Below are 22,177 nucleotides of genomic sequence, written 5' to 3'. Positions count from 1 at the left end.
AGACCTCCTTCTCCGCCTCACGGGACGGCTCGTTAAAGGATGTCGAACGGCCCCGACCCTACCAGTCGGCGACGTCGACGAGGACCTTGCCGACCACGCCGGACTGGACGGCGTCGTGGGCGGCGGCCAGCTGGTCCAGCGGGTAGTGGTGGAGCGGTACACCGGCGTCCGCGCCCACACGGAGGGCACCGGCTGCGACCGCGGCGGAGACATCCTCGACCGCGGCCCGTCGCAGCGACTCGTCGAGTGTGTAGAGGATCACGAACTGGTAGCGCAGGTTCTTGGAGAAGGTCGACCGCAACGGCACGGTGAGCTCGTCGCCGCCGTTGTTGGCGTAGATCGCGATCGTCGCGTGGACGCGGGTGACGGCCAGGTCGATCTCGTTGTTCTGCGCGGGGGCGACCTCCACGACGAGGTCGATGCCGCCCGGGGCGGCCGCCAGGATCTGCTCCTCGGGGTGTCCCTCCCGGTAGTTGACGACGTGGTGCGCGCCGGCGGCGGTGGCGAGCGCGGCCTTCTCGGGGCTGCTGACCGTGGTGACGACGGTCGCCCCGGCCCAGCGGGCGAGCTGGATCGCGGCATTGCCGACGGCGCCGGCGCCGCCCTGGACCAGGACCGTGCGACCGGTGAGCGCGCCGGGGCCGAGCCGGGTGGGTCCGCCCTCACCCGAGGTCAGGGCGCGATGGGCGGTGACCGCGGGGACGCCGAGGCTGGCACCGAGGTCGAAGTCGGCACCGTCGGGCAGCGGCACGACCCGGTCGGCCGGCTGGACGGTGAACTCGGCAGCCGCCCCGTGGGCGCGGCCGTGCTGGGCCAGCACCAGCCACACCCGCTGCCCGACCGCCAGACCGGTGACGCCCTCCCCCACGGCGTCGACGACCCCGGCGCCGTCCTGGCCGGGGGTGACCTCGTCGTAGGCCAGCTGGGGCGCCGTGCGGAACTTCCAGTCGGTCGGATTGACGCCGGCCCGGGCCACTCTGACCCGGACCTCACCCGGCCCGGGCTCGGGCAGGTCGCGCTCGACCACGCGCAGGACGGACGACGGACCGGTCTCGGTGTGGACGACAGCACGCATGGCCCCGACGCTAGCTCAGGACAGGAGCCCCGCTTCGAGGTTGGTGCGCAGCCAGTCGACGTACTTGCCCTGCGACCACCCCCACCCCTCGACCAGGAGGTGGTGGACCTCGGGGCTGGTGAGGGTCCACACCAGGGCCGACGCCTCGTCCACCCCCTGGCGCAGCGGACCGCGGTCATGCATCCACCGGGTGATCGCCGTCGTCGCCTCGCGCCGCCGGCGCAGGTGGAGGTCCTCCCGCACGGCCGCCAGCTCGGGGTCGACGGCGGCGGCGGCGCGGAGCATGTCGTCCAGCGGTCGCACCCGGGCCAGGTCGGCTCCCACACGCTCGGCCAGGAGCGCGACCTGGCGCCGCTGGTCCTCCTCGTCGCGCACGACGGCCGCGCCACCGCTCGCCGCCAGGGTCTCCAGACCGGGATCGGGCTCGCGCGACATCACGGCGCCCAGCAGGCCGCGCTTGGAGCCGAAGAGGTGGAAGACCAGGTCCTCGCTCACCCCGGCATCGCCCGCGATCACCCGCACCGACGCCCGGCCGAAGCCCAGCTCGAGGAAGCGCGTCGTGGCCGCGTCGAGGATGCGGTCGCGGCTCTGTCGGGCCCGCTCGGCGCGCACGGCGGAGCGATAGGGGCGTCGGGGTTTGACAGGCTCGGACATCGGGACCACTCTAGGAGGAGATTCATTCAAGTTCTACCCGAATCAATTTGAGGAGCCTCCCATGAGGAGCGCCTACAGCCTCGCCTACCGTCTCGGCATCACCCCCTGGCAGCGCGCCGGCGCAGTCGAGCGGCTCGGGCTCACCGCGATCCTCGACCGCGAGCAGGCCGAGCGCGACGGACGGCTGGGCCGGGCCCTCGACATCGGGTGCGGATCGGGGCTGCACACCATGGAGCTCTCGCGGCGCGGCTGGGACGCCGTGGGCATCGACGAGGCCCGACCGGCCGTCGACCGCGCCATGCGCCGCGAGGGACCCGAGACCCGCTTCGTCATCGGCGACGTCGCGTACCTCCCGGGGACGGGCATCGGGCAGGACTTCGACCTCTACCTCGACATCGGCTGCTTCGAGGGCCTCACCGGCGCACGTCGCCGGGCCCTGGGCCGCGGCGTGACCCAGCTGGCCAACCCCGGCGCGGCCATCCTGATCTGCACCAGGCCGCGCGGCGCCGGTCTCCTGCGCCGGCGGGGTGCGGACCTCGCCGCCCTCGAGGACGCCTTCCCCGGCTGGCAGATCCGCCAGATCGACCCCCAGGAGGCCAGTGCACACGCTGCCCGGCCGCCGGGGGCTCCCCAGTGGTTCCGACTGGAGCGGCCGGCGCAAGCCGCCGCCTGACGGACCACGAGGGTCGGTCGGGGGACGCATCACCGGCCGGCCCGGGTCCGCCCTCTCAGAGCGCGGAGGCCATCCCCGCGCATGCCTTGAGCCACTGCATCCGGGTGTGGTGGGAGAGCTGGGCGTAGGGCACGACCGATCCGGCCACGAGCGCCGGGTCGTAGGGCACCCGGTAGACGGCACGGGTGCGCTGCTCGTAGACCTCGACCAGGTCGTTGGCGAGCTTGGCGTCCACCTGCGCCGACGGGTCGGAGAGGACCGTGACCGTCTTGTGCTTGAGGTTGGCGTAACCGGCGTCCTGGAGGGCGTCGAGCATCCACAGCCCGCTGTAGCCGGTGTCCTCGCGGACGGTGCTGGTCACCACGAGCAGGTCGGCGGAGTCCGCCGCGGCCAGCCAGTTCTCGGCCCGCATGTTGTTGCCGGTGTCGATGAGGATCACGCGGTAGAAGCGCTCGAGCAGCTTGTGGACGGCCTCGAAGTCGTCGGCCTTGATCGTGCCGGTCACGTCGGGTCGCTCGTCGGAGGCGAGGACGTCGAAGTGGGCGTCGCCCTGGCTGCGCACGAACGCGCCGAGGTCGCCGATCCGCGACTGGTAGACGTCGCTGAAGCGTGAGAGGTCCTCGAGCAGCTCGCGCGTGGTGTTGCGGTGGGTGCTGCGAGTGCCCCGGATGCCGAGCGTGCCGCGGGTCTCGTTGTTGTCCCACGCGACCACGCCGCCACCGCGGACGGTGCCGAACGTGTAGCCCGCGGCGAGGACACCGGTGGTCTTGGCGGCCCCACCCTTGGGGTTGATGAAGGCGATCGTGCGGGGGCCGTCGAAGTCCTTCTGGATGGTCTGCCGGTCCAGCTCGTAGGCCACCTCGGCCGGGCCCATCTTCGGGCTGATCAGACCGCCGCTCCAGCGCCGCACTCCCCCGCGCCAGCCCCACGTCGCCGGGCCGAGCTCCTTGTCGCCGTCACGGCGGTCGAGGAAGTCGGTGGCGGTCATGAACCGCCGCACCTCGCCCTCGGGCTCCGCCTCCGTGGGCAGCACGTCGGTGGCGACCGGCGCGCTGGCCCGGACCGGCTCGACGGGTGGCTGGGTGAAGACCGGCTGGGCCGCAGGCTGGACCGGCGCCTGGGCCGGAGGGAGGTTGACCGGGGGGCCGCTCGGCGGCCGCGGGGCGTGGCTGCCCGTGGGGCCCCCGAGCGGGTCGGTCAGGGGGTCGCCGTACACCGTGCGCTGGGGCGGGCCGGCCGGAGGCGGCGTCAGCCCACCGGGCCGGGTGTCGTGGCGACGCGCGGCGTAGGCGCCGAGCTCCTCGGTCGTGTACAGCCGGTCGCTGGTGTCGGACATCTCGTGCTCGGCGCGCTGTCCGGCGGCGCCGTGGGACGGGTCCTGCGTCATGGGGTCTCCTCCGTTGGTGGTCGTCGCCGAGGGGGCGTCACCGGCCGGCCGAACTACGCGTTGGGGCACCCATCGACAGGATCAGGCGCGCACAGAGGACGCGAAGGCCCCTCACCGAGAACATGAGCGGACTGTGCCCCGGTCGGAGAGCGGCCAAACCCCGCGCCAGACCGCCGGTCAGCGGACGATCACGGGGCCGGTCACACGCCCAGGTCCGCCAGTGCCGCCTCGATCGCGCGGTGGAACGTCGGGTAGGCGAAGTGCATCCCGCGGAGGGTGGCGACCGGGATCTCGGCGTGCACGGCGGCCGCGACGAGACCGAGGACCTCGCCGCCGAACGGGCCGACCGTGGTGCCGCCGACGAGGATGCCGCGATCGCTGTCGGCCACGAGCTTCACGATCCCCTCGTTGCCGGCCTGGTGGATCCAGCCGCGGCTCGACTCGGGCATCTCGGCGTGCCCGGTGACGACGGCGATCCCGGCGTCGCGGGCCTGCCGCTCGGTGAGCCCGACCGACCCCACCTCGGGGTCGGTGAACGTCACCCGGCTGACCGCACGGTAGTCGGCGAGCGGCCCGTCCTGGTCGAGGAGGTCGCGGACGGCGACCGCTGCCTGGTACATCGACACGTGGGTGAAGGCGCCCCTGCCGGTGATGTCGCCGACGGCCCAGAGCCGCTCCCCCGCCCGCATCCGCTCGTCGGTGTCGACCACGCGGCCGGCCGGGTCCAGGCCGACGGTCTCGAGACCCACGTCGGCGAGGTTGGTACGACGACCGGCCGCGACCAGCAGCTGCTCGGACACGACGATCTCGCCGTCGACGAGCACGCGGAAGGTCCCGTCGTGGTCGACCCGGTCGATGGTGACACCGGTGCGGACGTCCACCCCGTCCTCGACGAGGACCCGGTGGATCACCGCGCTGGCCTCGGGCTCCTCGGGCCCGAGGATGCGCTCGGCGACCTCGAGCAGGGTGACCCGGACCCCGAAGCGGGCGAAGACCTGGGTCAGCTCGGCGCCGATCGGCCCGCCGCCGATCACGACCAGCGACGCGGGCAGCTCGGCCAGCCGGACCACCTCCCGGTTGGTCCAGTGGGGGGTCGCGGCCAGGCCGTCGATCGGGAGGGTGGCCGGCTCGGTGCCGGCGTTGAGGACCACCCCGCGGGCAGCGACGTACGTGGTCGTGCCGACGCGGACCCGGCCCGGCCCGTCGAGCCGCCCGTGGCCGCGCACGATCCGGACGCCCGCCTCGGCGAGCCGGGTGGCGTGGGACTCGTCGTCCCAGTGGTTGGTGGCCTGCTTGTCGATCCGGGTGGCGACCCTGCTCCAGTCGGGGCGCACCTCGACGTCGCCGGCGAGGTCCTGGGCACGCCGCGCCTCGGCGAGCGCGTCGGCGGCCCGGATCATCATCTTGGACGGAATGCAGCCGTAGAACGGGCACTCGCCCCCGACCAGGCCGCGTTCGACCCCGACCACGGACAACCCGGCCTCGGCGAGCTTCTGGGCGGCGTGCTCGCCTCCGGGCCCCAGGCCCACCACGACGACGTCGACGTGCTCGGTCTGCTCAGCCCCGTGATCGCTCATGCCGCCAGCCTCGCAGGCGGCTGGTGACTAGCGCGAGAGGTGCCGGGCGCGCGCGAAGCAGAACAGGCCGTAGCAGGCGATGCCCGCGGCGATCACCATGAGCAGCACCGGCCCGTAGGGCTGCTGCAGCACCTTGTGCAGGGCATCGTCGAGACCGCCCGCCTTCTTCGGCTTGTGGCTGGTCGCCGCGTAGACGAACAGGCCGCCGATGACGATGAAGGCCGCACCCTTGGCCATGTAGCCGACCTTGCCGAACCAGATGTAGGCCTTGCCCGCGTCGCCGCCCTGCCCCTCGGCGCTGAGGTGCTCGCGGAACTTCTCGGTCCAGGCACGGCGGATGTTGTTGAGACCGTAGGCGACGATCGCGACGCCGACCAGGCCGATGATCCAGGTGCCGCCCGGCCAGTCCATGATCTTGGAGGTCGTCGACTGCCCGCCCTTGCCGGAGGACCCGCTGCCGGTGGCGACCTTGAAGGCCGAGACCCCCACGGCGCCGTAGATCGCGGCCTTGCCGGCCGAGACGGCCCGCTTGCGCATGCGCTTGCCGCCCTCCTCGTCCCGGTGGCCCAGGGCCGCCTCGAGGAGGCGCCAGATGACGAGCAGGACCATGCCGACCGCGACGAGCCAGACCAGCACGCCCCCGAAGGGCTGCTGGGCGAGCTTGTGGAGCGCGCCCTGGCTCGAGGCCTTGCCGGAGGAGTTGCCCAGCGCCAGCTCTGCGGCGATCCACGCGATCATCAGGTTGACGATGCCGTAGGCCACCATGCCGATGCGGACCGCGTGGTCCAGCCAGTCGCTGTTCTCCGCCTGGCGGCCAGCGCGCTCCGCCTGGTCTGCAATCCCACCCATATCTCCCATGACCTCTTCGTCCCCCTCACAGGGGGACTTGAAACCGTGAGGAAGGACGCAGGCAGGGCTAGAGCGTCGCCTTGTCGCGCGCGATCTTGCCGAGGACGCCGTTGACGAACGCCGGCGACTCGTCGGTGGACAGCTCCGACACGAGGGCCATCGCCTCGGTCACCGCGACGGCGTCGGGCACGTCGTCGGCGTACAGGACCTCGAAGACGCCCAGGCGCAGCACGTTGCGGTCGACCGCGGGCATGCGGGTGAGCGTCCAGCCCTGGGAGTACGTCGACAGCAGCTCGTCGATCCGCTCCTGGTGCTGGACCACGCCGCGCACGAGCGTCGCGGTGTAGGCGTTGGTCGGGCCCTCACCGTCGGCGATGGCACGCTCGAGCGCCTCGACCGGGCTCTCGTCGCGGAGCTCGGAGGCGAAGAGGACGTCCAGTGCGCGCTTGCGAGCCTTGGTGCGGGCAGACATCAGGACTTGACGCGACCCATGTAGGAGGAGTCGCGGGTGTCGACCTTGACCTTCTCGCCCTGGTTGATGAACAGCGGGACCTGGATCTCGTGGCCGGTCTCGAGGGTGGCCGGCTTGGTGCGGCCCGTGGCGCTGTCGCCGGCCAGGCCGGGCTCGGTGAAGGTGATGACCAGCTCGACCGAGGCGGGCATCTCGATGAACAGGACGCGGCCCTCGTTGGTGGCGACCACGACTTCCTGGTTCTCCAGGAGGAAGTTGGCGGCGCCGCCCACGATCTCGGGGCTGATCTCGAGCTGCTCGTAGCTCTGGACGTCCATGAAGACGTAGGACGTGCCGTCGTTGTAGAGGTACTGCATCGAGCGGCGGTCGACCGTCGCGGTCTCGACCTTGGTGCCGGCGTTGAAGGTCTTGTCGACGGTCTTGTTCGACTCGACGTTCTTCAGCTTGGTCCGCACGAACGCGGGGCCCTTGCCCGGCTTGACGTGCTGGAACTCCACGACGGCCCAGAGCTGACCGTCGATGTTGAGAACCATGCCGTTCTTGAGGTCGTTGGTCGATGCCATGCGCGCGTCTCAGCCTTACTGATCGAGAGAGTGGGGGTGCTGCCCACAGCGTGCGGGCAACAGCCGCCGAGTCTATCGGCACCGCGCGGCATTGGCCGAATGCACTAGCGGAAGTCCCACACCACCTGGACCGTGACTGACAGGTCGTCGTGACCGGTGCGGATCGGCAGGGCCCTGACCGCGTCCATGGTCGCGGCCCGCGCGTAGACCAGCGGCCGCGGAGGCTCGGGGTTGGAGGCGCGCACCTCGTGCAGCGTCACGACCGAGCCGAGCTCCTCGCCGGCCGCCTCGGCGTAGTCCTGCGCCTTGGCGGTCGCCTCGGCCACAGCGGCCTTGCGCGCCTTCGCCATCGCAGCCTCGGGATCGCCGACCAGCAGCCGGATGTTCTCGACCCGTACGTCGTTGCCGCCGGTCGCCACGGCCGCGCTCACCGCGGCGCCACCGAGCCTGAGCTCCTTGACGAGCACCGACGCACGCTGGCCGACGTGGTAGCCGCGGATCGTCGGCGGCGAGTACGGGTGGTAGTCGTAGACCGGCTCCATGGAGAGCCCCGTGGTCTGCACGTCGCCCCGCTTCACGCCGTACTTCGCCAGCGACGCCAGCACCCGCTCCATCACGGCGCTGGAGTCGGTCAGCGCGGTGTCGAGGTCGAGCCGGGTGACCCCCACCGACAGCCCGAACGAGAGCTGGTCCGGGATCGCCGTCGCCTTGCCGGTCCCGGTCATCGTCAGGGTCCGGTGCTGGGTCGACGCCTGCGCGGCGGGTGCGGCCTGGGCGGGGCTGCTGCCGCCGTTGCCGCCCAGGAGGTACGCCGTCACCAGCGCCATCAGCACCAGCCCCGACACCAGCAACCCCTTCACGCTGACACTCACCCTGCTGTTCATCGCCCTGCTCCTCGCCTCGACTCGGTCCGCGGGTGGGACGGGTGGCTTCGCGACGTGGTTCCTTGGCGTCCGCATTGCGCCCGCTTCGCGGGCGGATTCCGCTGCGCGGGGCAGCCTCCCCGGGGGGTCCTCCACCCGGCTGGGCCGGTGGGGCGCTCCCGTGGACCCCACGCACGTCGCAGGGTCGGACGCGTCGCCGCCCCCTGACGCCCGCGGTGGGTTACGGCCCGCTGGGGCGGCGCCACGCACGACTTTTACGCGCCGTGCGTGGGGTCCCCGTCCGCGCCCCACCGTCCCGGCTGCTTCCCGGCCACCGGGCGGGCGGGGATCAAGGGGTCGGTCGACCACCCGGTCTGCGCTGCCGCAAGACAGGGGACATGCCGCGTCAGCCCAGGACGGGTCAGCTGGCGACCCTTCACCCCGCCCGCCCGAGAGCCCGGGGACGGCCCGGGGACGGCGGGACGCGCACGCGGGGCCGAGGCGCGTCGCATAAAAGTCGCGCGCGGCGCCGCCCTAGCGGGCCCTCACCACCGCGGACGTCGGGGGCGGCGACGCGTCCGACCAAGCGACGTGCCTCGCGTCCCGCGGGAGCGGGACGCCGGCCCCACCCCGGAGCCCGACGTCCCGGGAAGGCAGCCCCGCGCAGCGGCAACCGCCCGCGAAGCGGGCGAAGGCAAAAACGTGTAACGCAGCCCACAGCTCCCGACATGTACGCAGTGAAGGCGACCGACCGGACGCCGGGACTGGAGATACACGATGCACTTCACCAAGGCCACCAAGGTGCTCGGAGCCACGGCCGCCCTGGCCGTGATCGGCGCGAGCGGCGCGTACGCCGCCAGCAACGGGCACGATGCACCCGTCACCGAGCACTCCCACCCCGCTCACCCGGCCCACCCGGTGCACCCCACGCACCCCGCGCACCCGACCAAGGGCGCGCACCCCACGCACCCGGCCCACCCGGCTCACCCGGTGCACCCCTCGACGCCGGCCACCACCGAGGACCCGACCGACCCGCCGGAGACCGACGACCCCGCTGACGACCAGGACGAGACCGAGGCTCCCGACCCGGCCGAGCCCACCGAGACCGACTCCCCGGACGACCAGGGCGATGACGACCAGGGCGAGAACGCAGACGACCAGGGTGACGACGACCAGGGTGACCAGGGCGACGGCGACCACGCCGACCACCAGGGCTCGGGCGACCACCACACCGACCACGGTGACGACCAGGGCGACGACGACCAGGGCGACCAGGGCGACGACAACCAGGACTGATCTGGTTCACCACTGGACGCTCCGACGGGTGTCGACCCCCTGCGATACCGTCGGAGCGTCCCGGACCGAAGGAACAGCACCATGAAGCAAGCCACCCCGCGACCGCTCGCTCTCGAGCCGCCGTCGGTCACGGTGGACGACGTCTTCATCGCCCGCCTCGCGGCGTTGGCGGTCGCGTCCCGGGCAGCCGTCGTGCCGGTCCGGCCGGCGACGCTCAAGATCGCCGCGGCGGCTGCAAGCGTGGCCGTCATCGCGGCGGGTGGCGCCTACGCTGCCGACCGGATCAACGGGCCGGCGCCGCACCACCACGTGCCGCCGGCGAGCAACCCCAGCGACGACAGCTCCCCGACCGATGACGGCACGAAGGACCGCTCCGAGGCACCCGGTCGCACGACCGACCCGTCTCCCGACGACGCGCAGGACGAGCACACCGGCGGCGACCAGGGTCCGGCCGGCGCGCCGGCTGCTCCCCCGTCCACGCCCGAGGCTCCGCCGGCATCGAGTGGCCCCGACGACCACGGCGGCGACGGTGCCGACGACCAGGGCCAGGACGACCAGGGCCAGGACGACCAGGGCCAGGACGACCAGGGCGGCGACCAGGGCCAGGACGACAACCAAGGGGACGACCAGGGCGGCGACCAGAGCGGCGACCAGGGCGGGCCGCCCGATCAGCAACAGCCCAGCAGCGGCCCGACCCATGCCACGGACGGCGGGGACGGCGGGAGCGACCACGGCGGGGAAGACCACGGCGGGGGCGACCAGGATGACACCGGGCACGGAAGCGGCGAGGACTGAGGACGTGGGTGTCCACCGAGCCTGATCTGGTCGAGCGTGCGCGGCGGGGGGATCCCGCCGCGTGGCGCGAGCTGTACGAGTCCCTGAGCGGTCGGCTGCTGCTCTGGCTGCGCGCCCGGCCCAGCGGCGACTCCGCCGCCGACCCCGAGGACCTGGTCATGGAGACCTGGCTGGTCGCGGCCGACCGGATCGCGGACTTCGACGGCGACGCGGACGCCTTCGCCGGCTGGCTCTTCGGCATCGCCCGCAACCAGGCGGCCAACGCCCGGCGTCGCAGCCAGCGTCGCGCGACCGACCCGGTCGACGTGACCGAGCACGACATCTGGGGCGCCCAGGAGGACACCGACGTCGCCGGTGAGGACTGGGTCCGCCGCACCCTCGCGACCCTGCCCACGCGTCAGGGCGAGGTGCTCTCGCTCATGGAGGTCGTCGGTCTCGACGTCGCCGGCACCGCCGAGGCCCTCGGCATGAGCGCGACCGCGGTGCGGGTCAACCGGCACCGGGGCCTGGCCCGGCTCCGCAAGCAGGGAGCGATGGACCGCACCGGCACTCAGTCGGTGACGAGCAGCCCCAGCGCGATCCGGTAGCCGTCGATGCCGCGACCGGCGACCACCTCGACGGCGTGCGGGGTGACCACCGAGGTGTGCCGGAACTCCTCCGGCCGCTGCGTCGGGTCGGAGATGTGCACCTCGACCAGGGGCGCGGTGAGCTGCGCGCACGCGTCGTAGAGCGCATAGGAGTAGTGCGTCCAGGCGGCGGCGTTGAGGACGACCGGCGTGACGTCGTCGGCCGCGGTGTTCAGCCAGTCGAGCAGCTCGCCCTCGTGGTTGGTCTGGCGGACCTCCACGTCGAGTCCGAGCTCGCGTCCCCACTCGACGCACTGGTGGGCGAGCTCGGCGTACGTCGTGTGGCCGTAGATCTCCGGCTGGCGCCGTCCGAGCCGCCCGAGGTTGGGGCCGTTGAGGACGAGCACCTTCATCGGGGCCCTCATCGCGACACCGCCCGTCCGGTCGCGAGCACCTCGTAGGCACTGCGCAGGTCGACCTCGGACGGCCCCGAGAGCACGGTGGGGACGGCCAGGTCGGAGAGCACGACGAACCGCAGCTGGGAGCCGCGGGCCTTCTTGTCGACCTTCATCGCGGCGTGCAGCTCCTCGAAGGACGCACCGGAGTAGGTCGTGGGCAGCCCGACGTGGGCGAAGGTCGAGTGGTGGCGGGCCACGACCTCGGGCGCGAGAGTGCCGGCGCGGGCGGCGAGCTCGGCGACGTAGACGCACCCCATCGCGACGGCCTCGCCGTGGCGGACGGTGTAGTCCTCGGCGCGCTCGATCGCGTGGGCCATCGTGTGGCCGTAGTTGAGCACCTCGCGGCCGGGGTGGCCCCCGGAGCCGCCGGTCTCCTTGAGGTCGGAGACCACGACGTCGATCTTGACCCGGATGGCACGCTCGACGAGCTCGCGCAGCACCGCGGAGTCGGCGGTGAGGCTGGCCGGGTCGGCCGCCTCGACGAGGTCGAGGATCCGCGGGTCGGCGATGAAGCCGCACTTGACGACCTCACCGAGGCCGGCAACGAGCTCGGCACGGGGCAGCGAACGGAGGTGGGCGAGGTCGCAGAGGACACCGGCGGGCTCGTGGAAGGAGCCGACGAGGTTCTTGCCGCTGCGGGTGTTGATGCCGGTCTTGCCGCCGACCGCGGCGTCGACCATGCCGAGCAGCGTGGTCGGCACGTGCACGACCCGGACACCACGCAGCCAGGTGGCGGCCACGAAGCCACCCACGTCGGTGGTGGCGCCACCGCCGAACGTGACGATCGCGTCGGAGCGGGTGAAGCCGGCCTCGCCGAGCGCCTCCCAGCAGGACGCCACGACGGTCGCGGCCTTCGCACGCTCGCCGTCGGGGATCGGCAGCACCGTGACGTCGTACGCCGTGGCGAGCGACTCGAGCACGGGGCGCACGAGCTCGCCGAGGTCGTCGGAGAAGATCACCGCGACGCGCTGCACCCCACCGCCGAGCACCTGCGGCAACCGCTCGGAGAGGTCGGTGCCGACGACGACGTCGTACGGCGCGGCGCCGGTCACCGGCAGGACGGTGTCAGACACGTTCACTCACGCTCGCTCACCCAGGGCCTTCCCGATCTCCCCCGCGACGTCGCCGGGGGTGCGTCCATCAGTGTCCACGACGAGGGTGGCCACGGACTCGTAGATGGCCGAGCGCTCGTCGAGCAGGGTCTTGATCCGGCTCCGGACGTTGCCCAGCAGGAGCGGGCGCGACGAGCCCAGGCCCACCCGCTTGACCGCGTCGGAGAGGCCGACGCGCAGGAACACGACGTGGTGGTCGGCCAGCAGCGCCCGCGTCGACTCGTCGAGCACGGCACCACCACCGAGGGCGAGCACGCCCTCGTGGTCGGCCAGCGCGGCGGCGACCGCCTGCCGCTCGAGCTCGCGGAAGTGCGCCTCCCCGGAGTCCACGAAGATGTCGGCGACCGAGCGCCCCTCGAGGGACTCCACGTCGTGGTCGGTGTCCCGCACCGGGACGCCCCACTCGTCGGCGAGCAGGCGGGCCACGGTGGTCTTGCCGGCACCCATGGGGCCGACCAGGACCACCGGCCAGCGGCGGGTCACGCGAACCTCAGCGAGTCCAGGTAGCCCCGGACGTTGCGCCGGGTCTCCCCCACGGAGTCGCCACCGAACTTCTCGAGCACCGCCTCGGCCAGCACCAGCGCGACCATCGCCTCGGCCACGATGCCGGCGGCGGGGACGGCGCACACGTCGGAGCGCTGGTGGTGGGCCACCGCCTCCTCACCCGTGCTGACATCGACGGTGCGCAGCGCACGGGGGACGGTGGCGATCGGCTTCATCGCGGCGCGCACACGGAGCACCTCGCCGGTGCTCATGCCGCCCTCGGTGCCGCCGGAGCGACCGCTGACCCGGCGGATGCCGTCGTCGGTGGGGACGATCTCGTCGTGGGCGAGCGATCCCGGCGTGCCGGCGAGCTCGAAGCCGTCGCCGACCTCGACGCCCTTGATGGCCTGGATGCCCATGAGCGCGCCGGCGAGGCGCGCGTCGAGGCGACGGTCCCAGTGGACGTGGGAGCCCAGGCCCGGCGGCAGGCCGTGCACCACGACCTCCACGACGCCGCCGAGGGTGTCGCCGTCCTTGTGGGCCTGGTCGATCGCGGCCACCATCCGGCCGCTCGTCTCGGCGTCGAGGCACCGCACGGGGTCCTCGTCGAGCCGGGCGACGTCGTCGGGGGCCGGCCACACGCCGGCGGGGGCACGGACGGCGCCGAGCTGGATGACGTGGGAGACGATCCGGGCCCCGGTCGCCTGCTCCAGGAAGTTGGAGGCAACCCGGCCCAGGGCCACCCGCGCGGCGGTCTCGCGGGCGGAGGCCCGCTCGAGGATCGGGCGGGCCTCGTCGAAGTCGTACTTCTGCATGCCGACGAGGTCGGCGTGGCCCGGGCGCGGCCGGGTGAGCGCGGCGTTGCGGGCCAGCGCGTCGAGCTCGGCACGGTCGACCGGGTCGGCCGACATGACCTTCTCCCACTTGGGCCACTCGGTGTTGCCGACCTGGATGGCGACCGGGCCGCCCATCGTCTCGCCGTGGCGGACCCCGCCGGTGATGGTGACCTCGTCCTGCTCGAACTTCATCCGCGCGCCGCGGCCGTAGCCGAGGCGCCGGCGGGCCAGCGAGTCCGCGATGTCACTCGAGGTGACCTGCACATGGGCGGGCAGCCCCTCGAGGATGGCGACCAGGGAGGGGCCGTGGGACTCGCCTGCAGTGAGCCAACGAAGCATGCCGGCAGTCTTTCACGACCGAACCGCTCCGAATTCAGGCTCCCCCGGCCACGAGATGGCTCCAGATCCGTGCTCCGGCAACCACGCCGAGCAGGGCACCGGCCAGCATCGCCGGGCCGAAGGGGTACGGCGTCCTCAGCAGCGCCCGGTCGCGCCGGGCGACGGCGAGCGCGAGCCCCGGCACGCCGAAGAGCAGGAACGAGCTGTAGGTGCCGACGAGCAGCTGGCCCCAGCCGAGGTGCCCGAGCACGAGGCCGAGCACCGCGGAGAGCCGGACGTCGCCGAAGCCCATCCCGGCCGAGCGGACCCACCACAGCACCCAGAAGAACGAGCGAACGGCCACCAGCCCGACCAGGGCCCGGACCAGGGCGTCCCGGTCGCCCTCGACGGCCGAGACGGCCACCACGAGGACGAGCGCCACGACGGTCGCCGGCACGACCACGATCGACGGCAGCAGCCGGGTGCGGAGGTCGACGTACGCGAGCAGGACGCCGACGGGGACGAGCGGCACGAGGTAGACCAGTGGCCAGTCCCAGCCGACGGCCCAGCCCACGAGGGCACCGGACAGCGCCGCGATCGCCACGGCCCACGCCCCGAGGTGGGGCCGGGCGGCCAGGTCGACGTAGAGGGGCTTGGGCCCCTCCTTCTCGACGAGCGCGGGATCCGGCTCGGGCTCGGGGAGCCGGGCGACCCAGCGGGGCACGAGGGCCCCGCCCAGGCCGGCGAGGAGGGCGCTGATCGCGACGGCGAGGAGGGTGCTCATGCGTGGCGCTCCGCGAGAGCGGCCTCGCCGGCAGCACGCAGGGCGTCGACCGGACAGGCCACACCGGTGAAGAGCTCGAACTGGAGCACCGCCTGGTGGACGAGCAGGTCCAGCCCGCCGACCAGCACCCGGTCGGCGGCCGACGCCGCCAGCGGCGTGGGCCACGGGTCGTAGAGCGCCTCGAAGACCAACGGCACGTCGGCGCACCGAGCCACGAGCTCGGGGTCCTGGGCAGCGGCCGGGATGGTGGAGACCACGACCTCGCCCGTGACCGGGTCGCCGGCCAGCGACCCGACCAGCACCTGCGGCCCCGCGGGGTGCCGAGCGATGGCGGCCACCGCCTCAGCGGCCCGCTCCGGGGAGCGCACCATCAGGGTCACCGTCCGGGCGCCGAGCTCCACGAGCGCCAAGCCGGTCGAGGCGGCCGTCGCTCCCCCGCCCAGGACGGTGCCGGCCGTGACCGGCCCGTCCCAGCGCTCGCGCACCGCCGCGACGGCGCCCGGCAGGTCGGTGTTGTCGACCTGCACGATCGCGCCGTCCTCCAGCAGCACCGTGTTGGCGGCGCCCGCGAGCCTGGCCCGGTCGGTGACCGACGGTGCCAGGTCGAGCACCGTGCGCTTCAGCGGCATCGTCAGCGACAGCCCGCGCCACGTCGCGTCGAGGCCGGCCAGGAAGCCCGGCAGGCCGTCGGCGGCGACGAGGTGCGCGTCGTACTGCCAGTCGAGGCCGACGGCGGCGTACCCGGCGCGGTGCAGGACGGGCGACAACGAGTGCGCGATGGGGTCCCCGAGGACCCCGCACCTCATCGCCATTGGCAGGGCCGGTGGCAGGTCAGCAGGCACCCGCGGACTCGGTCTCGCAGTACTGCCTCAGCTCGTCCTTGTAGCGCAGGAACTCGTCGTAGGTCTCGGCGAACTTGGTCTGGCCGGTCGCGAGGTTGACGGTGACGTAGTAGTACCAGTTGCCGTCGGCCGGGTGCGTGGCCGCAGCGATCGCGGCGTCTCCGGGTGCCTCGATCGGGGTCGGCGGCAGGCCGGGGTGCACGTAGGTGTTGTACGGCGAGTCGATCTGCAGGTCGTCGGTCGTCGGGACCGCGCCGAGCTGGTTGTCGGTGGCGTAGTTGACCGTCGAGTCGATCTGGAGCAGGCCGTTGGTCTCGGTGCCGGTGATCCGGTTGTAGATGACCCGGGCGATCTTGGGCATGTCGGAGCCCCGGCCCTCGGACTGCACGAGGCTGGCCACCGTCATCAGCTGGGCGGGGGTGTAGCCCAGGCGCTGGGCAGCACCCTCGAGGTCGGCGTCGTCGGCCGCCTGCTTCCAGCGGTCCACCATGTCGGTGAGCATCTGCGCCGGCTTCTCGGTGGGGCCGAAGTCGTAGGTCGAGGGGAAGAGGTAGCCCTCGGGGTTGCCCTGGGCGTAGTCGGGCAGACCGAGCTGGTCGGGGTTGTCCAGCACCTTCTGGAACTGGCCGGCCGAGAAGTCGGTCTTCTTCGCCAGGAGCGCCACGATGTCGACGACCCGCAGGCCCTCGGGGATCGTGACGGTGTCCTTGACGATGTTGGCCGGGTCGATCAGGACCGCCAGGGCGTCGGCCGCCGGCATCTCCTTCTGGAGCTGGTAGAAGCCGACCTGGATGCCGGTCGACCTGGGCTCGGCGGCTGCGGCGTCGGTGAACGCCTGGACCGAGGCGATCACGCCGGCGGCCTTCAGGTTGCGGCCCATCGCGGCGATGCTGTCGCCGTCGTGGACCTCGAAGGAGACCTTGCCGTGGGCGGGGCCGTTGAAGTCCTCGGCCGAGCTGAAGTGGCTGCTGATGAAGTCGACGCCCCTGGTCACGACGAAGTAGAAGCCGCCGACGACGACGGCCAGCGCGACGAGCACGGCGAGGCAGCCCTTGAGCCCGCGTCCCTTGCGTCGTCGTCCGCCGACCGGCGGGAGGAGATCGTCCTCCTGCTCATCGGCGCCGTCGTGGGGGCCCTCGGGCTCGGTGGGGCGCTCACTCATGCGTCATCACTCTCAGTCACAGGCGTCTCCTCGACGATCTCGCCCGGCGCGGCCCCCGTCGCGCGTTCGGTGTCCAGTGCGTGTTGCAGGATCAGTACGGCGGCGGCCTGGTCGACCACCGCACGTCGTTTGCCGCCCTTGCGGCCTCGGTCGCGCAGCATAGCCTCCGCGGACACGGTGGTCAGGCGCTCGTCGACCAGCCGCACCGGCACCGGCGCGATGCGCGCGGCCAGCCGCTCGGCGAACTCCCGGGTCTTCGCGGCCGCGGGCCCCTCGCCGCCGGAGAGCGACCGGGGCAACCCCATGACGACCTCGACCGCCTCCTCCTCGGCGAGGATCTGCGCGAGCCGCTTGAGGTCGCCCTTCCCCCGGCGCACCGTCTCCACAGGGGTCGCGAGGAACCCGGACGGGTCGCTGCGCGCGACGCCGATCCGGGCGTCCCCGGGGTCGATCCCGAGCCGGACGCCGAAGCGCATCAGGCGTTGCTCACCGTGGCGACGGCGGCCGCCAGCGCCTCGTCGATCCGGGAGGTGTCGGTGCCGCCGCCCTGGGCGACGTCGTCCTTGCCGCCGCCCTTGCCGCCGACCAGCGGGCCGACCGCGCGGACCAGGTCGTTGGCGCTGACGCCGCGCTCGCGGGCGAGGTCGTTGACCGCCGCGACGACCGACACCTTGCCGTCGGCCGCCCCGATGATGACGACCGCGCCGGGCGCGCCCTGCGGGAGCCGGCCCCGGACGTCCAGCGCGAGGGTGCGTACGTCGCCCCCGCCGGCGCCGTCGGCCCGGTGGGCCACGACCTGCACGCCGTTGACGTCGACGGCGGACGCGGCGAGCTGGCCGGCCGCGGCCAGCAGCTGGCCGACGCGGGCCTTCTCGATCTCCTTCTCCGCCTGGCGGAGCCGCTCGACCAGGTCGCCCACGCGGCCGACGAGGTCGTCGGGCTGGGTCTTGAGCAGGCCGGTGAGCTGCGCGACGACGTCGCGCTCCCTGGCGAGGTAGCCGAAGCCCTCGACGCCGGTGAGCGCCTCGATGCGCCGGTTGCCCGAGCCCACGGAGGACTCGCCCGTGATCACGATCGTCCCGATCTGGGAGGAGTGCTCCACGTGCGTGCCGCCGCAGAGCTCGCGCGACCACGGGCCGCCGATCTCGACGACGCGCACCTTGCTGTCGTCGTAGGTCTCGCCGAACAGCGCGATCGCGCCCCACTCCTTGGCCTCGGGCAGGGTCATGTACTGCCAGCCGACGGGCAGGTCGGCACGCAGCGCGTTGTTGGAGACCGTCTCGAGGTCGCGGACCTGCTGCTCGGACAGTCCGGTGGTCCAGCCGAAGTCGAGGCGGAGGTAGCCGGGCCGGTTGTAGGAGCCGGACTGCAGCGCACTGGGGCCGAGCACCTCGCGCAGCGCCGCGTGCACCACGTGGGTGCCGGAGTGCGCCTGGCGGGCGCCGGTGCGCCACTCGGGGTCGACCTGGGCGAGCAGCCTCGAGCCGGGGTGGAACTCGCCGTCGACGACCCGCACCTGGTGGACCACGAGGCCGCGGACCGGGCGCTGGACGTCGAGGACCTCGAGGCGTCCCCCGTCGAACTCGATGGTGCCGGCATCGGCGACCTGGCCGCCGGACTCGGCGTAGAACGGCGTGCGGTCCAGGACCAGCTCGCCGATGTCGCCCTGGGCCAGGACCGTCGCGGGCGCGCCGCCGCTGAGCAGCGCCAGCGCCTTCGACTCGGTCTGGAGGGTCTCGTAGGCCAGCCACTCGGTCGGCCCGTGCTCGTCGAGGATGCCGCGGTAGACGCCGGTGTCGGCGTGCTGGCCCTTCTTGGAGCGCGCGTCGTCCTTGGCGCGCTGGCGCTGCTCGGCCATCAGCCCGCGGAAGCCGTCCTCGTCGACGCTGAGGCCGGCCTCGGACGCCATCTCGAGCGTGAGGTCGATCGGGAACCCGTAGGTGTCGTGCAGCGCGAAGGCCTTGGCCCCCGACAGCCGCGTCTCGCCGCTCGACCTGACCTCCTGCGCGGCGAGGTCGAAGATCTGGGTGCCGGCCTGGAGCGTCTTGCGGAACGCGTCCTCCTCGGCGTACGCGACCCGCGCGATGCGGTCCCAGTCGCGGGAGAGGTCGGAGTAGGTCTCGGCCATCTTGTCGCGGCTGACCGGCATCAGCTCGGGCAGCGCCCGGTCGTCGTACCCCAGGAGCCGCATGGAGCGGACCGCGCGGCGCAGCAGGCGGCGCAGGACGTAGCCGCGGCCCTCGTTGCCGGGCGTCACGCCGTCACCGATGAGCATCATCGAGGAGCGGACGTGGTCGGCCACGACGCGGAAGCGGACGTCGTCCTCGTGGTTGGCACCGTACTTCTTGCCGCTGAGCTCCATCGCCCGCTCGATGACGGGGAACATCACGTCGATCTCGTACATGTTCTGCTTGCCCTGGAGCAGGAACGCGACCCGGTCCAGGCCCATGCCGGTGTCGATGTTCTTCTTCGGCAGCGAGCCGGCGATGTCGAAGTCCTCCTTGGACCGCACAGCGCTGAGCTCGTCCTGCATGAAGACGAGGTTCCAGAACTCCAGCAGCCGGTCCTCGAGCGCGACCGGCATGTCCGGGCCGAGGGTCGCCGGGTCGAAGTCGGGACCCCACGCGGGCCCGCGGTCGTAGAGGATCTCCGAGCACGGGCCACCCGGGCCCGGGACGCCCATCGACCAGTAGTTCTCCTTGCGCCCGAGGCGGACGATGCGCTCGTCGGGCAGCCCGGTGACCTTGCGCCAGAAGCCCACCGCCTCGTCGTCGCCGATCAGCACCGAGGGGTAGAGGCGGGACTCGTCGAGGCCGAAGCCGCCGTCGGCGACCGGCTTGGTGATCAGGTCCCAGGCCAGCTCGATGGCGCCTTCCTTGAAGTAGTCGCCGAAGGAGAAGTTGCCGCACATCTCGAAGAAGGTGCCGTGGCGCGTGGTCTTGCCGACGTCCTCGATGTCGGGGGTGCGCACGCACTTCTGGACGCTGGTGGCGCGGGTGTACGGCGGCGTCTCCTGGCCGAGGAAGTAGGGCTTGAACGGCACCATCCCGGCGGGCACGAAGAGCAGGTTGGGGTCGTCGGCCAGCAGGCTCGCGGACGGCACGGCCGTGTGACCGGCCGCCTCGAAGTGCGAGACGAACCGGCGTCGGATCTCCGCGGTGTCCATCAGGTGGTGCCTTCCTGCTTCTCGGTGGCCAGATTCTGGGTGGCCAGATGCTGGCGGGTGGGGGTGGTGACGGCACGGTGCCGGCCACCCGTCAGCTCAGGTGTCCCATGAGGCACGAGCCCGTAGCGCTCGCGCAACTCGGTTTCCTTCTCGACGCGGCCCTGGGCGACCTCGTCGCGGAGCAGCCGCGCGCCGACCTCGAGGCCGGCGAGCCGGTCCTTGAGGCCGTCCACGGTGAGGACCTCGGCGGCGCGACGGCCGCGCACCATCGCGTAGACGCCGGCGCCCGCGCCCGCTGCGAACCAGAAGCCGCGCCTCATGCCGCGGACCCCTCATCGGTGATGGTCGACCGCTGGCGGGCCTCCCAGTCGCGTCGGGCCTCGCGAACGTCGGCACGGCGCTGCTTGCGGGCGCGCTTGACCTCGCGGCGCATCTCGAACCGGATCCGGTTGCGCACCTCGGGAGCCAGGGCACGGCGTACGCCGTGGGCGAGCGAGGCCGCCTTCACGACCGTCTCGCGGAGCACCAGGTCGGCGAAGAGCGCGCCGTCGATGCGTTCGACCGACGTGCCCGGAGCAGCCGCGGCGGGATCCGCCTCGCCGAGGTGGGTGATGACGTAGCCGGTCTCCAGGACGGGCCGGGTCCGCTCGGGAGCGGTCAACCGGCGCTCGATCTCCTCGACCTGGGCGCGCAGCGCGGCGGCTTCGGCACGCGCCGACGCCAGCTCCCGTGCAGTGCCGGCCCGGACGCGCAGCAGCGCGACGAGCAGCACGACGGCGAGCAGCGCGGGCACACCCACGACGACGGGCACGATCCACTGCTGCATGGTGACCGACCCTATCGCGGGTCCCGGCGGCCTCCGCCCTTCGGCCCGGTCCCGCGGATCAGGCCGCGGACCCGCTCCCACCGGTCCTTGATGCCGGCCTCCGCGCCGAGGGCGGTGGGCCGGTAGTACTCGGCGTCCTTGACGACGTCGGGGGCGTACTGCTGCTCCGCGATGCCGTACGGCGCGTCGTGGCTGTACTGGTAGGTCGAGCCGTGACCCAGCTTCTTCGCCCCCGCGTAGTGCGCGTCGCGCAGGTGGGACGGGACCGGGCCGATCTTGCCGGCCCGCACGTCGGCGCTCGCGGCCGCGATGGCCGTCGTGACGGCGTTGGACTTGGGCGCGACGGCCAGCGCGATGGTCGCGTGGGCCAGGTTGAGCCCGGCCTCGGGCATCCCGATCAGCTGGACCGCCTGCGCGGCGGCCACCGCGGTCGTCAGCGCGGTCGGGTCGGCGAGCCCGATGTCCTCGCTGGCCAGGATCACGAGCCGTCGGGCGATGAAGCGGGGGTCCTCCCCCGCCTCCATCATCCGGGCCAGGTAGTGCAGGGCCGCATCGGCGTCGGAGCCGCGCACCGACTTGATGAACGCGCTCGTCACGTCGTAGTGCTGGTCCCCCTGGCGGTCGTAGCGGACCGCGGCCTGGTCGACGGCGGTCTCCGCGGTCGCGAGGTCCACGACGGCGAGACCCTGCGACGTGGCCGCGCCTGCGGCCGCCTCCAGGTAGGTCAGCGACCGTCGGGCGTCCCCGCCGGCGAGCCGGACCAGGTGGTCGAGGGCGTCGTCCTCCACCGTGACCGTGCCGCCGAGGCCGCGCTCGTCGGCGAGCGCGTGGGCCAGCACCCCCCGGATGTCGTCGTCGGTGAGCGACTCCAGCCGCAGCAGGAGGCTGCGCGAGAGCAGCGGGGAGATGACGGAGAAGAACGGGTTCTCCGTGGTGGCGCCGACCAGCGTCACCCAGCGGTTCTCCACGCCGGGCAGCAGGGCGTCCTGCTGGGCCTTGTTGAAGCGGTGCACCTCGTCGACGAACAGGACGGTCTCGCGGCCACCGTTGACGAGCTCCGCACGCGCCTGGTCGATGGCGGCGCGGACCTCCTTGACGCCCGCCGAGACGGCCGAGACCTCCACGAAACGGCGGTCGGTCTGCTGGCTGACGATCGAGGCGATCGTGGTCTTCCCGGTGCCGGGCGGCCCCCAGAGCAGCAGCGACATCGACTGGTCGCCCTCGATCAGGCGCCGAAGGGGCGCGCCGGGCGCCCTCAGCTGCTCCTGGCCCACGAGCTCGTCGAGGGTGCGCGGTCGCATCCGCACCGCCAGCGGTGCCGACGCGTGCGTGTTGGTGTTGAGGGAGCCGCCCCCGGTCGAGCCGGGAACGGCGAACAGGCCGTCCACAGCGCACACCGTACGGCGTGCGTGGGACGGCC

Annotated in this window: 24 protein-coding genes; 4 read left to right on the top strand and 20 right to left on the bottom strand. The window is 72.9% G+C overall.

Features of this window, described 5'->3' with window-relative positions; translation table 11 throughout:
• Positions 1-58 precede the first annotated feature (58 nt).
• A complete protein-coding gene (locus tag EJF31_RS04170) occupies positions 59-1,075 on the bottom strand; it encodes an NADPH:quinone reductase (RefSeq protein ID WP_125035796.1) in 1,017 nt (338 codons plus the stop codon).
• Between the two features lie 15 nt (positions 1,076-1,090).
• Positions 1,091-1,729 carry a TetR/AcrR family transcriptional regulator gene (locus tag EJF31_RS04165; RefSeq protein ID WP_125035795.1) on the bottom strand — a complete coding sequence of 213 codons (639 nt, stop codon included), beginning with the start codon at positions 1,727-1,729 and terminating at the stop codon, positions 1,091-1,093.
• Positions 1,730-1,790: 61 nt separating this feature from the next.
• Here EJF31_RS04165 and EJF31_RS04160 point away from each other — a divergent pair, with 61 nt between their 5' ends.
• Positions 1,791-2,402 carry a bifunctional 2-polyprenyl-6-hydroxyphenol methylase/3-demethylubiquinol 3-O-methyltransferase UbiG gene (locus tag EJF31_RS04160; protein ID WP_221767453.1) on the top strand — a complete coding sequence of 204 codons (612 nt, stop codon included), beginning with the start codon at positions 1,791-1,793 and terminating at the stop codon, positions 2,400-2,402.
• Positions 2,403-2,457: 55 nt separating this feature from the next.
• Here the strand turns inward: EJF31_RS04160 and EJF31_RS04155 are convergent, their stop codons facing one another.
• The 6 genes from EJF31_RS04155 to EJF31_RS04130 all read right to left on the bottom strand — a co-directional run bounded on the left by EJF31_RS04155 (position 2,458) and on the right by EJF31_RS04130 (position 8,134).
• The gene (locus tag EJF31_RS04155; protein WP_125035794.1) at positions 2,458-3,789 is read right to left on the bottom strand and encodes a hypothetical protein; all 1,332 of its coding nucleotides are present in this window, start codon (positions 3,787-3,789) and stop codon (positions 2,458-2,460) included.
• Between the two features lie 200 nt (positions 3,790-3,989).
• A complete protein-coding gene (locus EJF31_RS04150) occupies positions 3,990-5,366 on the bottom strand; it encodes an NAD(P)/FAD-dependent oxidoreductase (protein WP_125035793.1) in 1,377 nt (458 codons plus the stop codon).
• Positions 5,367-5,393: 27 nt separating this feature from the next.
• A complete protein-coding gene (locus tag EJF31_RS04145) occupies positions 5,394-6,215 on the bottom strand; it encodes a DUF1206 domain-containing protein (protein WP_185736130.1) in 822 nt (273 codons plus the stop codon).
• A gap of 67 nt (positions 6,216-6,282) precedes the next feature.
• Complete coding sequence (nusB, locus tag EJF31_RS04140; protein WP_125035791.1) at positions 6,283-6,687, bottom strand: transcription antitermination factor NusB; 405 nt, start codon at positions 6,685-6,687, stop codon at positions 6,283-6,285.
• Complete coding sequence (gene efp, locus EJF31_RS04135) at positions 6,687-7,250, bottom strand: elongation factor P (RefSeq protein ID WP_125035790.1); 564 nt, start codon at positions 7,248-7,250, stop codon at positions 6,687-6,689. Before efp ends, nusB begins: the two co-directional genes overlap by 1 nt.
• A gap of 104 nt (positions 7,251-7,354) precedes the next feature.
• Entirely contained in the window at positions 7,355-8,134 is a 780-nt protein-coding gene (locus EJF31_RS04130; protein WP_125035789.1) for an SIMPL domain-containing protein, read from the bottom strand.
• 756 nt (positions 8,135-8,890) lie between these two features.
• Between EJF31_RS04130 and EJF31_RS04125 the strand changes: the two genes are divergently transcribed.
• From EJF31_RS04125 to EJF31_RS04115, 3 genes are all read left to right on the top strand, one after another.
• Positions 8,891-9,409, top strand: a complete 519-nt coding sequence (locus EJF31_RS04125) for a hypothetical protein (RefSeq protein WP_125035788.1) — start codon at positions 8,891-8,893, stop codon at positions 9,407-9,409.
• Between the two features lie 81 nt (positions 9,410-9,490).
• Complete coding sequence (locus EJF31_RS04120) at positions 9,491-10,204, top strand: hypothetical protein (RefSeq protein ID WP_125035787.1); 714 nt, start codon at positions 9,491-9,493, stop codon at positions 10,202-10,204.
• Between the two features lie 8 nt (positions 10,205-10,212).
• The gene (locus EJF31_RS04115) at positions 10,213-10,791 is read left to right on the top strand and encodes an RNA polymerase sigma factor (RefSeq protein WP_185736129.1); all 579 of its coding nucleotides are present in this window, start codon (positions 10,213-10,215) and stop codon (positions 10,789-10,791) included.
• Here the strand turns inward: EJF31_RS04115 and EJF31_RS04110 are convergent.
• From EJF31_RS04110 to EJF31_RS04055, 12 genes are read right to left on the bottom strand one after another with little or no spacing between them, the layout of a single operon-like run.
• On the bottom strand, positions 10,755-11,183 hold the full coding sequence (locus tag EJF31_RS04110) for a type II 3-dehydroquinate dehydratase (protein ID WP_125035785.1): 429 nt from the start codon (positions 11,181-11,183) through the stop codon (positions 10,755-10,757). The two genes, EJF31_RS04115 and EJF31_RS04110, sit on opposite strands and share 37 nt — an antisense overlap.
• Positions 11,184-11,191: 8 nt before the next feature.
• Positions 11,192-12,301, bottom strand: a complete 1,110-nt coding sequence (gene aroB / locus EJF31_RS04105; protein WP_125035784.1) for a 3-dehydroquinate synthase — start codon at positions 12,299-12,301, stop codon at positions 11,192-11,194.
• Between the two features lie 6 nt (positions 12,302-12,307).
• Positions 12,308-12,823, bottom strand: a complete 516-nt coding sequence (locus EJF31_RS04100) for a shikimate kinase (protein WP_260430601.1) — start codon at positions 12,821-12,823, stop codon at positions 12,308-12,310.
• Positions 12,820-13,998 carry a chorismate synthase gene (aroC, locus tag EJF31_RS04095; RefSeq protein ID WP_125035783.1) on the bottom strand — a complete coding sequence of 393 codons (1,179 nt, stop codon included), beginning with the start codon at positions 13,996-13,998 and terminating at the stop codon, positions 12,820-12,822. Before aroC ends, EJF31_RS04100 begins: the two co-directional genes overlap by 4 nt.
• 34 nt (positions 13,999-14,032) lie before the next feature.
• Entirely contained in the window at positions 14,033-14,761 is a 729-nt protein-coding gene (locus EJF31_RS04090) for an A24 family peptidase (protein ID WP_125035782.1), read from the bottom strand.
• Complete coding sequence (locus tag EJF31_RS04085) at positions 14,758-15,567, bottom strand: shikimate dehydrogenase (protein ID WP_125035781.1); 810 nt, start codon at positions 15,565-15,567, stop codon at positions 14,758-14,760. Before EJF31_RS04085 ends, EJF31_RS04090 begins: the two co-directional genes overlap by 4 nt.
• A gap of 25 nt (positions 15,568-15,592) precedes the next feature.
• Entirely contained in the window at positions 15,593-16,765 is a 1,173-nt protein-coding gene (gene mltG, locus EJF31_RS04080; RefSeq protein ID WP_125035780.1) for an endolytic transglycosylase MltG, read from the bottom strand.
• Entirely contained in the window at positions 16,762-17,241 is a 480-nt protein-coding gene (gene ruvX / locus EJF31_RS04075) for a Holliday junction resolvase RuvX (protein ID WP_125035779.1), read from the bottom strand. Before ruvX ends, mltG begins: the two co-directional genes overlap by 4 nt.
• Positions 17,241-19,931 (bottom strand): alanine--tRNA ligase, encoded by a 2,691-nt coding sequence (gene alaS, locus EJF31_RS04070; protein ID WP_125035778.1) that lies wholly within the window; start codon positions 19,929-19,931, stop codon positions 17,241-17,243. Before alaS ends, ruvX begins: the two co-directional genes overlap by 1 nt.
• Positions 19,931-20,251 (bottom strand): DUF6167 family protein, encoded by a 321-nt coding sequence (locus EJF31_RS04065; protein ID WP_125035777.1) that lies wholly within the window; start codon positions 20,249-20,251, stop codon positions 19,931-19,933. The genes alaS and EJF31_RS04065 overlap by 1 nt, the downstream gene beginning before the upstream one ends.
• Entirely contained in the window at positions 20,248-20,757 is a 510-nt protein-coding gene (locus EJF31_RS04060) for a hypothetical protein (protein ID WP_125035776.1), read from the bottom strand. Before EJF31_RS04060 ends, EJF31_RS04065 begins: the two co-directional genes overlap by 4 nt.
• A gap of 11 nt (positions 20,758-20,768) precedes the next feature.
• Positions 20,769-22,145, bottom strand: coding sequence for a replication-associated recombination protein A (locus tag EJF31_RS04055; protein ID WP_221767452.1), 1,377 nt, complete (start codon positions 22,143-22,145; stop codon positions 20,769-20,771).
• Positions 22,146-22,177 lie beyond the last annotated feature (32 nt).

Origin of the sequence: Nocardioides sp. LS1, from assembly GCF_003865225.1 — a bacterium.
Taxonomy (GTDB): domain Bacteria; phylum Actinomycetota; class Actinomycetes; order Propionibacteriales; family Nocardioidaceae; genus Nocardioides; species Nocardioides ginsengisegetis.
This window is presented reverse-complemented; position numbering and strand designations above follow the sequence as displayed.

Coding starts and splice junctions, on each gene's coding strand:
- EJF31_RS04170 (WP_125035796.1), bottom strand. CDS start 1,075: ATGCGTGCTGTCGTCCACACCGAGACCGGTCCGTCGTCCGTCCTGCGC.
- EJF31_RS04165 (WP_125035795.1), bottom strand. CDS start 1,729: ATGTCCGAGCCTGTCAAACCCCGACGCCCCTATCGCTCCGCCGTGCGC.
- EJF31_RS04160 (WP_221767453.1), top strand. CDS start 1,791: ATGAGGAGCGCCTACAGCCTCGCCTACCGTCTCGGCATCACCCCCTGG.
- EJF31_RS04155 (WP_125035794.1), bottom strand. CDS start 3,789: ATGACGCAGGACCCGTCCCACGGCGCCGCCGGACAGCGCGCCGAGCAC.
- EJF31_RS04150 (WP_125035793.1), bottom strand. CDS start 5,366: ATGAGCGATCACGGGGCTGAGCAGACCGAGCACGTCGACGTCGTCGTG.
- EJF31_RS04145 (WP_185736130.1), bottom strand. CDS start 6,215: ATGGGTGGGATTGCAGACCAGGCGGAGCGCGCTGGCCGCCAGGCGGAG.
- nusB (WP_125035791.1), bottom strand. CDS start 6,687: ATGTCTGCCCGCACCAAGGCTCGCAAGCGCGCACTGGACGTCCTCTTC.
- efp (WP_125035790.1), bottom strand. CDS start 7,250: ATGGCATCGACCAACGACCTCAAGAACGGCATGGTTCTCAACATCGAC.
- EJF31_RS04130 (WP_125035789.1), bottom strand. CDS start 8,134: ATGAACAGCAGGGTGAGTGTCAGCGTGAAGGGGTTGCTGGTGTCGGGG.
- EJF31_RS04125 (WP_125035788.1), top strand. CDS start 8,891: ATGCACTTCACCAAGGCCACCAAGGTGCTCGGAGCCACGGCCGCCCTG.
- EJF31_RS04120 (WP_125035787.1), top strand. CDS start 9,491: ATGAAGCAAGCCACCCCGCGACCGCTCGCTCTCGAGCCGCCGTCGGTC.
- EJF31_RS04110 (WP_125035785.1), bottom strand. CDS start 11,183: ATGAAGGTGCTCGTCCTCAACGGCCCCAACCTCGGGCGGCTCGGACGG.
- aroC (WP_125035783.1), bottom strand. CDS start 13,998: ATGCTTCGTTGGCTCACTGCAGGCGAGTCCCACGGCCCCTCCCTGGTC.
- EJF31_RS04090 (WP_125035782.1), bottom strand. CDS start 14,761: ATGAGCACCCTCCTCGCCGTCGCGATCAGCGCCCTCCTCGCCGGCCTG.
- EJF31_RS04085 (WP_125035781.1), bottom strand. CDS start 15,567: ATGAGGTGCGGGGTCCTCGGGGACCCCATCGCGCACTCGTTGTCGCCC.
- mltG (WP_125035780.1), bottom strand. CDS start 16,765: ATGAGTGAGCGCCCCACCGAGCCCGAGGGCCCCCACGACGGCGCCGAT.
- ruvX (WP_125035779.1), bottom strand. CDS start 17,241: ATGCGCTTCGGCGTCCGGCTCGGGATCGACCCCGGGGACGCCCGGATC.
- alaS (WP_125035778.1), bottom strand. CDS start 19,931: ATGGACACCGCGGAGATCCGACGCCGGTTCGTCTCGCACTTCGAGGCG.
- EJF31_RS04065 (WP_125035777.1), bottom strand. CDS start 20,251: ATGAGGCGCGGCTTCTGGTTCGCAGCGGGCGCGGGCGCCGGCGTCTAC.
- EJF31_RS04060 (WP_125035776.1), bottom strand. CDS start 20,757: ATGCAGCAGTGGATCGTGCCCGTCGTCGTGGGTGTGCCCGCGCTGCTC.